We start from the raw sequence: 14673 nt of genomic DNA on the forward strand, positions 1-14673 counted from the left end.
ACGTAGCTTCTTTTTTTACGAGAAAAGAAGAGAATTTCCAGGGGGGAAATGCTAATGAAAAAATGGACAAAAACCGCACTTTCGGTTGGACTAGCCTCGATGGTCGTCCTGCCGAGCTTTGCCCAAGCGGCCGCAACACCGCCGCTTGAGCAATGGAAAAAGCAGCCGCGCCATGTGTTGAAAGCGCCGCTGGCTTACAAGCAGCTAGAACAAGCACAAAAACAAATCAGCACGGATACGCTCATCGTCAAGTACAAAGAAAAAATCCCTGCGAGTGTTCACCGCAGCCTAGGCGCGAATGTGAAAAAGTCATTTCCAGTGCTTGGCTATGATGTGGTGACCGTGCAAAAAGGAAAGGCGCTGCAGGAAGTGGCGAGAAACTATGCCCAGCTTAAGGCGGTGGCAAGCGTAACGCCGAGCTTTACATATCAAAAGCTTGGAACAAACGATCCGAAAAATGAAAAAATGTACCCGCTCTCTTTGCTGCAAATCGATAAAGCGCTCGAGCTTGCCGGAAAAAATAGCGTAACCGTCGCTGTCATTGATACAGGAATGGATATGAAGCATCCGGATTTACAAGCGCAGCTGCTTCCATCCTATAACGCAGTCAATCCGGCAAGTCCTGGCGTGAAAGACACCCATGGAACACACGTAGCGGGCATTATTGGCGCGGCCGCGAACAATGGCATCGGTGCGCATGGCATCAATCCAAATGTGAAAATTTTGCCGATTGATGTATTCAATGGCGGTTCAGGAGCGAGCGACTATACGATCGCCCAAGGAATTTTATACGCGATCGAAAAAGGCGCAAAAGTCATTAATATGAGCCTTGGCGGCTATTTTAGTTCACCGATTCTCGAAGAAGCGGTGGAAAAAGCGATCGCTGCCGGCGTAACGGTCGTTGCCGCCGCAGGAAACGACGCAACCGATCTATATTCCATTCCTGCCGCTTACGAAGGGGTGATCAGCGTCGGTGCATCAGACAGCAAAAAACAGTTGGCGGACTTTTCAAACTACGGTCCTTCCGTGGACATCGTCGCGCCTGGAGTGGATGTGTACAGCTCCATCTATGATCCGGCAAAAGGAGCTTCTTTCGCGGAGTTAAGCGGAACGTCGATGGCTTCCCCGGTTGTTGCCGGTGTGGCCTCGCTTATTTTATCAAAACATCCAAACTTAAAGCCGTATCAGGTTGAAGCGATTTTGGAGCGGACGGCGACCGACTTAGGAGCGAAGGGGTATGATCTCAAATACGCGAACGGCCTCGTGAATCCAGTAGCCGCGCTGCAATACAATATCAAAAACTTGCCGACCAAACAAGAATGGACGGATGAAACGATTTTAGCGAAGGCTTCTCCGCTGCAATTGGGCGCTCAGCCGTTAACGAAAAAAGGCAGCTTTACAACGCCTGATGAAATTCATTGGGTGAAAGTCAGCCTGAAGGCGGGCGAAAGCGTGCAATCCGTTCTGGATGGAGCGAGTGATTACGATTATAAGCTCATTCTTCGTTTCTATCCGGAAGGGAAAAAACAATCGGACAAGCCGATCAACGTCAATGCTACCCGCGCTGGCGAAACGGAAGGAAAGCTTTTCACAGCTGAGACGGACGGCACGCTTGTCATTGGGGTCAAGGATGTCAACGGCCACTATAATTTGGAAGGAAAATCAAATTATACGCTGAAACTGCAAAAGCTCGCACAGCTTCCGGGCGATGAAGCAACCAAAACAGAACCGTTCAACATCAGCCAATTCCCATTTGACAGCGGTTCATTAACGTTTGTTCCCGACAAGAATGCCCAAGAAGCCGATAAAGACTATTTCAAATTTACGGTTGCCGAACCAACCATTGTGAAGTTTCAGCTTTCCGCTGTTCCAGGCGTTGATTCGGAGCTAAGCGTCTACCTTGCGGATGATTTAAATCGCTCCACGAACGCAACGAAACAGGAGCCGCCTATGCCGATTGTCGCGGCAAACAACAATGGAAGCGGAAAGGGAGAAACGCTGACGTTTGAAGCGCAGCCGGGGATGGAATTTGTGCTGGAAGCCTCCAGTGAGCCTGTCAATGACTTTTATTTCTATGATCCAATGAGCAGCGCCAATACAGGAGGCGGGCTGCCTGCTTCCGCGATCCCGTATCATGTAACGGCGGAGACAGTCAAACTGCCGGCCGATGAAGACGGCTATCCATCCTTTGACGATTCAGGAGAAAAGGGAGAGACACAAGAGGGCAAAGAAGCAGCGATCCAGCAGCAGCGCAGCCAAAATGCGAAGCAGCGGACCGACTTGATGATCGTGGAAGATGGGACATGGCGCTATTTTGAAAAAGAGGATATCCAAAAAATTAGAGAACAAGCCCTTCCTTACCATTTCGGCAGCCAGCAGTCCGGATATATTCAATTCAGTGATGATCGCGATTTTTATAAAGTGGCCGTGAACGAAACGGCAATTTATCAATTTACTTTTCATACGCCGGACGGAATGGCTCCGTGGGCGACGATCTATGAATATGATGCGAAGCAAAATGATTTATTGCCGATTGCCGAGTATTACGGCTATGACTATTTCACCGGCCAAAAAACGTCGGAATTCACAACCGTTCTAGAAAAAGGCAAGGAGTATTATTTATCGATTGCCAACGACCGCTACCAACCGGTTTCTGATCCATATACATTTACAGGGAAAAAACAAATGGATGCGCCAAAAGACGCCAATGAGAATAATAACGAGCCGATCCGCGCAACAGTGGTTCAGCCAAATAAAGCGGTAACCGGCAATTTTGTCCTTCCGAACGATACGGACATTTACTATTACAAACATCGCAAAGCCGATGAAGTCTTTTCTTTCTTTGCGCGCCCGAACAAGCTGGATCACGCGGAAAGCCTGCCAGCGGCGCTGCGCGGCACATTAATTCCGTACGTGACAGTGGTGGAAGATACTAACGGCAATATGAACATCGATGAAAGTGAAGCAGGAAAAGCGATCGATTTTTGGCCGACAGGCTGGAGCCCGCTGTACGATGTGAACGGTTCGTTTAAGGCGAAAAAAGACACGGGCTACTTCTTTATTACCAGCAGCATCCTTTGGGACGGCTTGTCACTGCAATCGTATCGCTTTGGCATCGAATCGTTCCAAGCCAAAGATGAAGATGCCGGATCTGTCGTGAAAAACAACGTGCCATCCAAGCCGCTCGGCTTCAAGAAGGAAGGCCGCGCCTATAAAGCAACCGGCTACTTAAACGCGGGTGTCGATTATGGCGATAAGGACTATTACACATTGACCGTGACAAAGGAAGGCGCATTTACGCTGAAATTAGACGGATCCAGCACATTCGATGGCATGATTTCCATCTATAACGAAAAGGGCGGACTTGTGCAAACAATCGATTATTACGGCGAAGGCGACAGCGAAGTGGCAACGGTAACGCTGAAAAAAGGAAAATATTATTTTGCGGTGGAGGATTCGTTCGCACGTCCGAATACCCAGCCGTACACACTGTCCATTTCCCCTCAAAAATAATCGATGAAAACGCGCTGATTCATTCAGCGCGTTTTTGTTAGAAATCGCAACAGCGGTTGATGTTTGGTGGACGCAGGCTGATAGGCATTTTTAAAACAAAAGTCCGCCAACGCCTATTTTTTGTTCGACTGACGAACAGCCATCATTCGAAAGTCCTGGCTAGGAAAGCTCATTTTGCTTGCTGACGTTTAACCGTTACATGGCTAGGAAATCAATGGGTCACATTCTACTGGCAATCTATGATACTATAAAAATAGAAAATATAGATAAGGGAGAAAAAGAGAATGCGTAAATATGCGGTCGCGGTTTTCTTACTTTTTGCGATGTTTCTTGTCGGCGGAAAAACAGCCGATGCCCATGTGATTGATTTAACGAACAAAGCGCAAATCCAAAGCTACGAAGACTTCTATCCACTGATTGCCCGCTACAAAGGAGCCAGCGGCGTAACGATCGAAAGCTACAGCAGCAAATGGCGCACAACGGCGCAGTTGAAGGCGCTGGAAGCGGAATTGCTCGCGAATAAGCACGGCCCTGAGCTGTCCCTGCTTGGAAAAGTGATGATTTTTCCTGATTATCCGGCGGGCGCCAATGTGCTTGGCCAATATTTGGCCGAATATCAAATCAGCGGCACGAAACTGTCGCTTTCGCCCAATCGCGTCATTCAGCTATACGGCGGCAATGAGTTCACGACCGTCGAGCAGCTGGCGACCACGCTATCCCATGAGTACGGCCACCATTTTACTTATTATTATTTGATTAATAAGGAGCAGCTGCAGCCAAATGCCTGGCTTCGCTCGAAATACGCGGCTGCGCGCGAGCTGTTCCGCTATCCGTCTGTCCATGCCGATGACGACGGAGCGTATGAATGGCTGCTTCCTGAAATTTTAGCCGAGGATTATGTGCAACTATTCGGCTCCAACCTTGCGCTAAAAGGACATATGCAAATGAATCCGGCGCTGCCGACTCCGTTCGAGCTGTCGGGAGTGGAAAACTACTGGCATCAGCAATTGGGCAACGACTACACGGTTCAAGCGCCTCTCTCTCTTTTATTAACGGGATATGCAGCCGATACATTGGATCCTTCGTACTATCATTTACGTCTTTATTTATACAGCCCGAAAACGAGCGCCTATATAAATGCGCAGGATGGAAAGGGCCAGTACGCTTCCGTCTATTTAGACACGCTTTCCAGCGGGGTGACGGAAAAATGGTACGACCCGCAAAAGCTGAGTGATGATGTTTCTTGGCTGTTCGAAAAGAACTGGAACGACAGCGTTTTATTCCGCGCCGTCCAACATGCGCAAAAAGGATTCAACCGCGGCTCGACCACGCTAAAAATCAGCTATGGCAGCATCGACTCGGCGGTCCGCACCCGTCCGCTTTTCCCGGATCTTGAGGATGAAGAACTCAAGCAGGCGGTGCAGCGCCTATATGAGCGAAGCATCGTGACCGGCTATCCTGACGGAACCTTTCGCCCAAATGAAAAACTGCTTCGCCGCCATGCCGCGCGCATGATCGTAAAGGAGCTGGGGCTCAAGCTTCCAGAAGGCTATCAGCCCAAGGCGACCGACATGAAGCCGGGCGACGCCGGCTATGAAGACATGGCGATCGCTGAAGCTTACGGCCTATTGGGCCAAGACGGAAGGCTGCGGCCAAACGAGTATTTGACAAGGGCGCAAATGGCGGCTGTGCTCGTTCGCGCGTATGAAAATCTCTATCAAAAGCCGGCGGCGAACCATTCCTTTGCGGATGTTGCTCCGTCGTTTTGGGCTTATCAGGAAATCAATACACTCGCCGATAATCAAATCACCGTCGCCAATCCATTCCGGCCGAACGAGTATGTCACACGAGGTCAAATGGCGCTATTTTTAAAACGAACCATCTACAAAAGACCTGCACCGTAGCCCCTATGCACCCAGCGCAAAGACGAACGGAAAACCGGCATCCGTAGGGCAAAGACATCTGATTTTAGACGTTGCTGAAGCGCATAGGCGAGCCGTTGCGCTGGCGATCTATGAATCTATGAAACCGCGAAGAGGAGGAAAATAGAAATGAAACGTGCGTTCATCCAAATAGGCGCCGCTTTTAGCCTTTTGCTTGTTCCGCAAGCAGCCGCCCATGCCGAGTCCAGCGATCCGGTGAAGCCGGCCGCCGCTCTTGATGCGGTGAAGGAGCTGACAACGGCGGAAATCAAGCAGCGTCTGCATGAAGCGGCGGACCGCTATGGCATTCCGGGGGAAATTTTAAAGGCGATGGCTTATGTCGAAACGGGCATGAAGCAATTTGACGAAAACGGCAACCCGATTGTGACAAGCGATGGCGGCATCGGCATCATGCAGGTGACATTAACGGATGAGGAAATGCGGGCAAGAAACATCGATAAAGAAAAGCTATTGTACGACACGGCATACAATATCGACATCGGCGCGCAAATTTTAAAGGAGAAATGGAACTGGGCGGGCACGCGAATTCCGAAAATCAATGACCAAAACCCGGATATAATCGAGAATTGGTATTTTGCGGTGATGGCCTATAACGGTTTATCGAAGCGCAACGACCCGAACTTGCCGCATGATCAAAAACCGTACCAAGACCGGGTGTTTGATGTGATTCGCGACCATAGTCTTGTCGATGTGAAAAGGATTCCCCGCTTTCAGGCCGAGTATTCGGATGAAAACCAGCCGGATATTATGTACTTTCCTGTGAAACAATATCACTGGCCGCAGCTGGATACGAAGACAACCCAGCATTACCATGCGGGAGACAAGCTATATACATGGAACAGCCAAGCATCGTATTCCAACATCCGCAACGGAGTCGATGGCCCGATTATTCTCAAAGCGCCTCACTATACGCCGCTTGAAATCGTCGGCGGCCCTTATGAATCAGCGGCCAATCCGGCCAATCATTATGTCTTTTACCGCGTAAAGGGCAATGGAATCGACGGCTATGTCGCTTCCTCGAATGTAGTGAAAGCCGATGTGAAAATCTTTTCCGATCTATCGGATCGCGAGGTCGTCTCAGCTGTGACCTATCTTTATCTAAAGAACGTGATTACCGGGTATGAGGATGGGACCTTTCGCCCAAATGACCGGCTGCTTCGCCGCCATGCCGCAAAAATGCTCGTCAATGAGCTAGGCTTGGAGCTTCCTAAAGGCTATGTTCCAAAGGCGAAGGATATGAAGCCGAGTGATCCTGGCTATAAAGAAATGGTCATTGCCGAAGCCTATGGATTCATGGGCCAAGACGGAAGGCTGCGACCAAACGAGTATTTGACAAGGGCGCAAATGGCTTCGATTTTAGTTCGCGCCTATCGCGCTTATTACGATGCGCCGAAAACGCAGAAAGCCTTTAAAGATGTGCCGCTCCATTTCTGGAACTACAATGATATTAACACGCTCGCTTATAACGGCATTACCGTCGTGGACACCTTCCGCCCGAATGAAAACGTCACGCGAGGGCAATTTGCTTTATTTTTAAAGCGCACGCTCGACAAAAAGGAAGAACAATGAAAAAGAGGCTGAGTCCAAAGGTCATGAAAAAATGACGTTTGGACCCAGCCTCATCTGCCTTTTTGAAAAGAACAATGCGGCCGTTTGCCGCTTATTCGTGAGCCGCGCGATAGAGGAAGACGGCAAACTGCGCGCGCGTGACGGTATCTTCAGGACGGAACGTGCCGTCTTCATATCCGGTCGTAATGCCTGAAGCAGCGAGCGCCTGAATATCCTTATAAGCCCAAAACGAGGGCGAGACATCGGTGAAGGACTGATCGACAGCCGGCTGCTTTAAGTCAAATACTCTTGTCAAGATGGCCGCCAGCTGGGCGCGCGTCAATGTTTCTTCAGGACGGAAGCTGCCGCCGCTGCCGGTAATATAGCCTTTTTTCTGCATGGCGTTAATCGCCCCGACCGCCCAATGCTCCAAAGGCACATCGCGGAAAATGGCGGAACGGTTCGAAAGGTCGAGCTGTAAATATTCCCCTAGGTACGAAGCGACCTCCGCGCGGGTGATCGGTTCGTTCGGCTTAAAGTAGCTGTTTTCATACCCGAGGATCAGCCCGTCCTCGGAAAGCGTGCGAATTTCGTCATAGGCCCAATACGAGCTTGGAATGTCTTGAAACCGTCCCGGCTGCAAGCGATACGCGAGCACCCGCTTGGCGCCGACATATCGTTTTCCCCAATAATACGGATCATTCACCGAGGAAACCATAACCCCTTTCGAGGACGCGGAATGGATAAATTGGCCGTCGCCTATGTATATTCCTGCATGGGACACGCCGCTGCCGCTGGTGTTGAAAAAGACGAGATCCCCGGTGCGCAAATCGCTTTTCTTCACGCTTGTCCCCATGCGGTACATCTCCGTCGTCGTTCGTGGAACGTCAATGCCGAGCGAACTGTACACATGGCGGATAAAGCCGGAGCAATCGAAGCCTTTCGCCGTCGTGCCGCCCCATTGATACGGAACGCCGATGTATTTCTTGGAGGCGGGAATAATTTTGTCATAATTCACCGCCGCGTGCGCCGGAGAATGGCCCATCCACCAAACACCCCCGCACATGAGCATCGCCAAAAGCAACTTCCGTCGCATATCGACATATCCCCCCTGATGCATAAAAAATTCTCCGAATTTTGTCACTATTGGTAGTCTAACATATTCAGCTTTTTGCGGACTTTACATTTTTGTAACAAATTTTAAGTCATGAAACAGGGTGAAAAGTCATAAAGTAATCGTGTTGGAAAGGGAGGAAAGAAGTGGAGATGGGAAAAAGACAAATTTTTATGAAAAAACCTTGCATAACATGAGATTTTTAGTAGAATATTAGCTAGAGAGATAGAAATTTGTCCATTTTTTGTGTGGAATATAGGAACACATTGACAAATGGCTTATTAAAAACTATACTAGTAATTGTTTGGTAACTAAATTTAAGAGTATTGGGGAAACATAGAGAAAGCGGTCTCTTAAATTTAGTTTAAAATAATTATAGAAACAACTATAACAAGGGAGGAAATAATACAGATGGCTTACCAACCAAAGTCTTACCGTAAATTTTTGGCTGGCTCTGTGTCTGCCGCGTTAGTAGCGACAGCAGTTGGCCCAGTCGTAGCAAGCGCTGCGTCCTTCAGCGATGTAAACCCTAACGACTCTCATGCTGCAAACATTGAGAAATTAGTCGAAAAAGGATACATCAAAGGCTACGAAGACGGCACATTCAAACCGTACAACAGCGTTACACGCGGTCAAGTAGCGAAAATTTTCGCTCGCATTTTGAAAGATAACGGCTTCCAAGTTCCAGCCGACAAAAAAGCGTTCGACGATGTTCCTGTTGACGCAAAAGACCAAGAATTAGTCGAAGCGGCTGCCATCGTGAAAGCGGCAGGCGTTATGACTGGAAACGAAGGCAAATTAAATCCAAATCAAACAATCACTCGCCAACAAATGGCGAAAGTGCTTGTAGAAGCATTCGACTTAACAAAACCAGCAGACTTCACATCTAAAATCACGGACCTAGACAAAGCGGACGAATGGGCTCGCGATTACATCCAAACATTAGAAGCAAACGGCGTAACAGTTGTAACAGAGTACAATCCAAAAGGAACGGTCACTCGCGCAGCGTTCGCTTCATTCGTCGTTCGTGCGTTGGATGCATCTTCTCAAACAACAGCACAAGACATCCAAGGTGTTCAATATGTTGACCAAAACACATTAGAAGTGACATTCAACGGCGAATTGAAAGATGTGAAGAAAGAAGACTTCGCGATTGAAGACGTTGAAATCGACTCTGTTTCAATCAAAGCAGCAGCAGCTGAAGAAGCAAAAACAACAGTTGTTGTGATCAAAACAAAAACTCCTTTAGAAGAAGGTAAATCTTACACAATCTCTTACAAAGGCCAAACAACTGACAAAACAAAAGTTGACGTGCCTGTTGTAACTCCTAAAGTTGAGAGTGTAAGTGCGATTAACGCTAAAGAACTTGTTGTTAAATTTAATAAAGCTGTGAAAAAGGATACAGTTGTTGATGGAAGCGGAAACTTAGTAAACGCAACTGTTACTGCTATTGGTACTGCTACACCTGTAACTTCACCAAAAGCAGCTTTGAGTGAAGACGGCAAAACATTAACTATTACTGCAACTACTAAATTTGATGGAGAATATGCTGTTACAGTTCCAAATACAGTGAAAACTATTACTGATGAAGCTGTTACTGCTTATTCAGGTATTGTTAAAGCTGCTGACTCTGTACGTCCAACAGTAGCAGAAGTTTCATACTCTGATTACCAAACTGCTGTTATTACGTTCTCTGAGCCATTAAGCGACTTAGGTACTATCTCTGCAGATAACTCTGCTATTACATTCGGTAGTCTATCAGCTGACGGTAAGAGTGTAACTGTAAATCTAGCTTCTTCAAGTGTAAAAGCTGATACAAATTATAAAGTTACAATTATTGGTGCTAAAGACTTTAATGGCAACTTAATTTCTCCAAACCCTGTTGAATTGACTGTTAAGAAATCTACTTCTGATACTGTGAAGCCAACAGTTACTTCTATTTCAACTGTAAATGATAAAACTTTCACTATTACGTTTAGTGAGAAATTGATTGCTAACCCAACTATCAAAGTAAACGGAAACACAGTTGTATCTGGAACTCCTGGTGCTGGAGAAGTTCAAGGAACAATTACTAAGGATGCTACTGGTTTAGTTTACACTGTAACATTAACTAACTCATTGGTTCCTGTTGGAAGTAGTTCTGCTCTTGCAACTGTAACTGCTGATTTCTCTGACTTAAGTGGAAACACAGCAGATACTTATAACAAAATCGTTGAGTTCAAAAAAGATACTACAGCTCCAGAACTAGTTAGTTCTTCAGTTGAGAAAATCAACGGAAAAGAGTATCTTGTATTAAACTATAACGAAAATGTATCAGTTGTTGATGCTAAGGCTATTAACGGTAAAGTTGTAAAAGATTATGTTGAAACTCCATTAAGTCCAGCAATCACTACTGACACTGTAGATGGTGGGAACGGAGTAAACTTTGAACTTCACAATGCAGTAAATGGTAAATCTAAATCAGTTCGCCTTGATTTAGCTACATTAACTTCAGGTTCTTATACATTGAACCTTCCAGCTGGTTTAGTAACAGACGAAGCTGGTAATGATAGTAAAGCTACAACTGTAACATTCAACCGTACTACAAACGTAGATACTGGTAAGCCAAAATTAACAACTGCTGGTACTAACGGTATTACAAAAATTGACAATAATACTTATACAGTATCATTTGACCGTCAGCTAGACCCAGCATCTGCTCTAAATGTTAACAACTACACAATTGAAGGTGCTGTAGTGAAGAGTGCAATCTTTACTAAAAATGATTCAACTGGTGCGGTTGTACGTTTAACTCTAGAAGACAATTCTGTAGCTTTAACTGGTGAAAGAACTGTAACTATCAAAAATGTAGCAAGTGCTGCTGGTGTAGTTATGGACCCAGTTGTGACTACCGAAGTTTTAACTGAAAACGTAAAACCAGTTGTGACATCAGCTCAATTTGTGGGTCTTGATAAAATCAAAGTAGTATTCAGTGAAAACATTAAGGAATCTACTGTAAATGCTGTAGGTTCAACTGGTGATTTTGATGTTGTTATCGGGGATGTATCTGAAACAGGTGCTTCAATTGCTGAGGATACTTCAGATACTACTGGAAAAACATTCATTATTACACTTGCAAACCCTGTAACTGCAGATGAGTATGCAAAAACTATTACTCTTAAAGCTGGCACTGGTTTAGATGTAACTGATGAAAACGGAAATGCTCTTAACTTTACTTCAATTTCTGTTGCTAAGTAATTGAGTAGACATACAAAGTACGTCGAAAAGCTCTGTAGAGAGAAATCTCTGCAGGGCTTTTCTTTTTGCCTAAATCTGTATTAAGCTTGATTTCAAATATATATTATGATTTTGAACTTACAGTCACAAAGCCTCAATTCCTTTCGGGGAATTGGGGCTATTTCTATTTTAGGAGGGAAAAGGATGAGCAAGTACCAAACCGTCAACCATCATCAGCTAGAGTTGCTAGAAAGAGAGGTGTCCATCAAACAGCCAGCCAAGCGCATCAATATTGTCAGCTTGAAGCTCGTTCGGGAGTCGAGTGTGCTGTACAGGGAGCGGCAAATCAAATCTCCGGAAGATGCGTACAAGCTGCTGAAGCCGTTTCTTGTGGAAGCGGACCGTGAGAAGTTTGTCGTTGTCTGCCTTGACACGAAAAACCAGCCGACTGCCATCAACGTCTGCCATGTTGGAAGTCTGAACGCTAGCATTGTGCATCCGAGGGAGGTGATGAAGGCTGCCATTCTCTCCAACTCGGCTTCTATCATCGTAGCCCATAATCATCCCAGCGGTCATTGTGAGCCGTCGAGGGAAGACATTGAGGTAACGAAACGGTTAGTAGAGGCTGGGGGAATTGTTGGCATTGATGTGCTAGACCATTTGATTGTTTGCCCTGACAGATATTTGTCGCTGAAAGAAAAAGGATATATTTGAGAGGAGACGAGAAGATGTTACACATGAATTGGTTTGTAAGGACAATGAAAAGAACGTTCAACGTAGCAGTCAACATTGACGAGGTGGGCTATGAAGCGTACGAATTCTATCACGAAGAACTGGACAACTATCTTGTGCCTGAAGAGCATCTGGAAAAGCTGCCGAATCCGCTGCTTTTTGAGACTCTAGCGTATGTCGATGGGAACGGAAACGAGTGGATAGCGGGGTTTGTGAGAGATGAGGAAACGGGGGAGAAATTGTACGAGGTGTGGATAAAGAACGGGGAGCCAATCGCTTACGAAATATATGTCTGAGATTGGCGGATGTTCGTTCGAGAATCTCACGGCTAGACCAAATGAAAGGGGAAGGGAAAATGGCAAAATACCATCGCATCATCATTGACGGAGTACCGTACTACCGGGAATACAGCTACGGATTGGACGGCTACGGGGAGATGCTTAGCGAGGACGAGCTCGTTCAGCAGCTGCTGGAGGAAGCGGTGGACGAGGAGATTGAGATTAGCCAAAGGGAAATCGAAGCCGCTCTGCGCCGGATTGCAGACCGTAACGACCGCAACTTACTGCAAAGCTACATCCGCTACCTGGAGCGAATCAGCCGGGAATGAGACCGACTCACGACATTTCTTTCGGCAATCTCACGACAAAACTAAATGGATTTCAACCATGCATGGCAGATTCGATGAACGTCAAGGAACCGCTATGCTTTCATTGTCAAAAAACTCCCGACATTATTATATAACTGTCGTGAGTAGGAAGGAGAGAGACAATCGTGAAAACATATCACTGGTAGAAGGCTATTGATGTATAACCACGTACATCAATAGCCTTTTTACATTTTAGGAGGCGAATGGAGCTTGGATATAGAGAAGTTTGAGAAATGGCTTTTTGCGGAGGGGAAAGCCCCCAAAACTATCGAGTCGTATGTGAACGATGTGAAAGGATTCCAATCGTACTTGCGGGAGAAGCTGAAGGACATGTGATGCTAGACTAAATAGTGGACACCGAGAATCGAGAATGCGACAATAAACCTAGCAAAATCGAGGTGTCCGAAGATGAGTCAGAAATATGACAAAGAGTTCAAAATCCCAACCGTAAAAATGATTCAGGAACAGGGGAAGCCGGTGGCGCAGGTCGCCCGAGAATTGGGCGTATCCGACAATACTCTGTACCGCTGGATCAACGAATTCAAACAGGATCCGGTCCATGCGTTTCGCGGCAGCGGCAACCTGAAAATCGAGGAAAAAACCCTTCTCGAAATGCAGAAACGAATCCGCCAACTCGAGATGGAGAACGAAATTTTAAAAAAGGCGATGCACATCTTCGCAAAAGACCGGAACTGATCTTTGCGTTTATCCACAAACACCGCTCCAAGTATCCGGTATCGGAGATGTGCAAGGTTTTGAACGTATCCCGGAGTGGTTATTATCAATGGACCAGGCGCCAGGAAAGCGAGCAAAAGAAACGTCGCCGAGAACTGGAACAACAGATTAGCCGTATCTTTGTGGACTCGCGTCGCCTGTACGGCAGCCCGAAGATCGCTCAAGTCTTGCGCCAGCAAGGTGTTCGGGTATCCGAAAAAACGGTCGCCCGCATCATGAAGGAACTGGGGCTTAAGTCGCGCACCGTCAAGACATACAAGGCGACGACGAACTCGAACCACAATCTGCCAGTGCATGACAATGTGCTGAACCAGCAGTTCAGGGCACAAGCTCCCAATCAAGTCTGGATGGCGGACATCACTTACGTTCCGACAGACGAGGGATGGCTCTATGTCGCGAGCGTGATGGACTTGTACACGCGCAAAATCGTAGGCTGGCACGCCGATGAGCGAATGACCAAGGAATTGGTCCTGCAAGCTCTGGATCAGGCTTACAACCGTCAACGGCCGAAAGGCGAAGTCCTGCATCATTCCGATCGCGGCAGCCAATACGCATCTCATGAGTACCAAAAACGGCTCTTGAAATACGGGATGAAATGCAGCATGAGCCGCAAGGGCAACTGCTATGACAATGCCTGCATCGAATCGTTCCACAGCGTGCTCAAAAAGGAACTCGTCTATCTGGAGAAGTTCAGAACCCGCAAGGAAGCCCAAAGTCGGATTTTTGAATACATCGAGTTTTTCTACAACCGGAAACGCGTACATTCCGCTATCGGGTATCTTACACCTTTTCAATACGAACGAATGTACGGTCAAATTGCGTAATTTTCTCGATTCTGGCTGTCCAATCTATTGACAGAGGTCCAAAATTCATTCGTCCCCTTATCCAAGGACAGAGAAACAGTAGCATTTGTTGTATCGTCAGTAGTTGTATTTGCTGTATCATGCCTGTATAGAGGGATTCTTCTCTCATTTTAAAACAGAGATCTTTCATCTTTCTCCGTTCAATACAACAAAGGAAGCGTTTACATCTATTAAAAAAGGCTCTATGTCAATTGTTGGGGTACACTTATCGAAGGGCCCCTTTTTTTGTAGTTGACTAGATGAGTGAACATAAAGCTTTATTTCTTAATCTCTTAAAGTTCCGAATGCCATATGACATTCGTTTGATGACTTTAATCTTGTTGTTTATTCCCTCAATAAATCCATTCGTGTAAGGGAAGAGAA

Annotated in this window: 10 protein-coding genes; 8 read left to right on the forward strand and 2 right to left on the reverse strand. The window is 46.6% G+C overall.

The features are described from left to right. Window positions 1-54 precede the first annotated feature (54 nt). The 3 genes from GGQ95_RS16755 (at window position 55) to GGQ95_RS16765 (ending at window position 7025) form a co-directional block, all read left to right on the forward strand. Window positions 55-3513 (forward strand): S8 family peptidase, encoded by a 3459-nt coding sequence (locus GGQ95_RS16755; RefSeq protein WP_183187183.1) that lies wholly within the window; start codon window positions 55-57, stop codon window positions 3511-3513. A gap of 284 nt (window positions 3514-3797) precedes the next feature. Continuing rightward, entirely contained in the window at window positions 3798-5417 is a 1620-nt protein-coding gene (locus tag GGQ95_RS16760; protein WP_183187184.1) for an S-layer homology domain-containing protein, read from the forward strand. Window positions 5418-5564: 147 nt separating this feature from the next. After that, entirely contained in the window at window positions 5565-7025 is a 1461-nt protein-coding gene (locus GGQ95_RS16765) for an S-layer homology domain-containing protein (protein WP_159720513.1), read from the forward strand. Between the two features lie 91 nt (window positions 7026-7116). Here GGQ95_RS16765 and GGQ95_RS16770 read toward each other — a convergent pair whose 3' ends face one another. After that, the gene (locus GGQ95_RS16770; RefSeq protein WP_183187185.1) at window positions 7117-8100 is read right to left on the reverse strand and encodes a C40 family peptidase; all 984 of its coding nucleotides are present in this window, start codon (window positions 8098-8100) and stop codon (window positions 7117-7119) included. Window positions 8101-8529: 429 nt separating this feature from the next. Here GGQ95_RS16770 and GGQ95_RS16775 point away from each other — a divergent pair, with 429 nt between their 5' ends. The 5 genes from GGQ95_RS16775 to GGQ95_RS16795 all read left to right on the forward strand — a co-directional run bounded on the left by GGQ95_RS16775 (window position 8530) and on the right by GGQ95_RS16795 (window position 14271). Further along, a complete protein-coding gene (locus GGQ95_RS16775) occupies window positions 8530-11355 on the forward strand; it encodes an S-layer homology domain-containing protein (protein ID WP_183187186.1) in 2826 nt (941 codons plus the stop codon). Between the two features lie 183 nt (window positions 11356-11538). Next, the gene (locus GGQ95_RS16780) at window positions 11539-12048 is read left to right on the forward strand and encodes a JAB domain-containing protein (RefSeq protein WP_183187187.1); all 510 of its coding nucleotides are present in this window, start codon (window positions 11539-11541) and stop codon (window positions 12046-12048) included. A 14-nt stretch (window positions 12049-12062) separates the two neighbouring features. Beyond that, window positions 12063-12362 carry a hypothetical protein gene (locus GGQ95_RS16785; protein WP_183187188.1) on the forward strand — a complete coding sequence of 100 codons (300 nt, stop codon included), beginning with the start codon at window positions 12063-12065 and terminating at the stop codon, window positions 12360-12362. Then, window positions 12317-12673 carry a hypothetical protein gene (locus GGQ95_RS16790; protein ID WP_244963780.1) on the forward strand — a complete coding sequence of 119 codons (357 nt, stop codon included), beginning with the start codon at window positions 12317-12319 and terminating at the stop codon, window positions 12671-12673. Before GGQ95_RS16785 ends, GGQ95_RS16790 begins: the two co-directional genes overlap by 46 nt. Window positions 12674-13120: 447 nt before the next feature. After that, window positions 13121-14271 (forward strand): IS3 family transposase gene (locus GGQ95_RS16795; RefSeq protein ID WP_221212146.1). Its coding sequence is split into 2 segments (ribosomal slippage): window positions 13121-13376 and window positions 13376-14271, totalling 1152 coding nucleotides; the frame shifts between segments, so codons are not numbered across the junction. A gap of 274 nt (window positions 14272-14545) precedes the next feature. On the opposite strand, the gene GGQ95_RS16800 is transcribed toward GGQ95_RS16795, so the two are convergent. Next, window positions 14546-14673: transposase (locus GGQ95_RS16800; RefSeq protein WP_183187189.1), on the reverse strand; the 128-nt coding region annotated here is incomplete at its 5' end.

The organism is Anoxybacteroides rupiense (genome assembly GCF_014196195.1).
GTDB lineage: Bacteria > Bacillota > Bacilli > Bacillales > Anoxybacillaceae > Anoxybacteroides > Anoxybacteroides rupiense.

Coding starts and splice junctions, on each gene's coding strand:
- GGQ95_RS16755 (WP_183187183.1), top strand. CDS start 55: ATGAAAAAATGGACAAAAACCGCACTTTCGGTTGGACTAGCCTCGATG.
- GGQ95_RS16760 (WP_183187184.1), top strand. CDS start 3,798: ATGCGTAAATATGCGGTCGCGGTTTTCTTACTTTTTGCGATGTTTCTT.
- GGQ95_RS16765 (WP_159720513.1), top strand. CDS start 5,565: ATGAAACGTGCGTTCATCCAAATAGGCGCCGCTTTTAGCCTTTTGCTT.
- GGQ95_RS16770 (WP_183187185.1), bottom strand. CDS start 8,100: ATGCGACGGAAGTTGCTTTTGGCGATGCTCATGTGCGGGGGTGTTTGG.
- GGQ95_RS16775 (WP_183187186.1), top strand. CDS start 8,530: ATGGCTTACCAACCAAAGTCTTACCGTAAATTTTTGGCTGGCTCTGTG.
- GGQ95_RS16780 (WP_183187187.1), top strand. CDS start 11,539: ATGAGCAAGTACCAAACCGTCAACCATCATCAGCTAGAGTTGCTAGAA.
- GGQ95_RS16785 (WP_183187188.1), top strand. CDS start 12,063: ATGTTACACATGAATTGGTTTGTAAGGACAATGAAAAGAACGTTCAAC.